Origin of the sequence: Legionella sp. ST3F1 (genome assembly GCF_048553315.1) — a bacterium.
Taxonomy (GTDB): Bacteria; Pseudomonadota; Gammaproteobacteria; order Legionellales; family Legionellaceae; genus Tatlockia; species Tatlockia donaldsonii.
Window position 1 is genome coordinate 1 of the sequence record NZ_JBLZIO010000110.1, and the last position, 214, is coordinate 214.

A 214-nucleotide genomic window follows, 5' to 3' on the forward strand; every position below is an offset into this window, starting at 1 on the left:
GGCAGTGCCAGTCAAACGGTCACTGTGACCATCCAGGGTACCAATGATGTCCCGGTAATTGCCGGGGTGTCTACCGGTACGGTGACTGAAGATGTCAATGTCACCAGTGGTAATCTGACTAGTAGTGGTACGCTCGGCATTGCCGATGTCGATGCCGGCCAATCCAGTTTTATCGCCCAGCCTTCTGTGGCAGGCACCTACGGTACCTTTACCC

The 214-nt window shown here is 55.1% G+C and carries 1 protein-coding gene; it reads left to right on the top strand.

The features are described from left to right. Positions 1-214 (top strand): VCBS domain-containing protein (locus ACN4Z1_RS16120; RefSeq protein ID WP_419413508.1); only part of this gene is annotated, 214 nt, incomplete at both ends.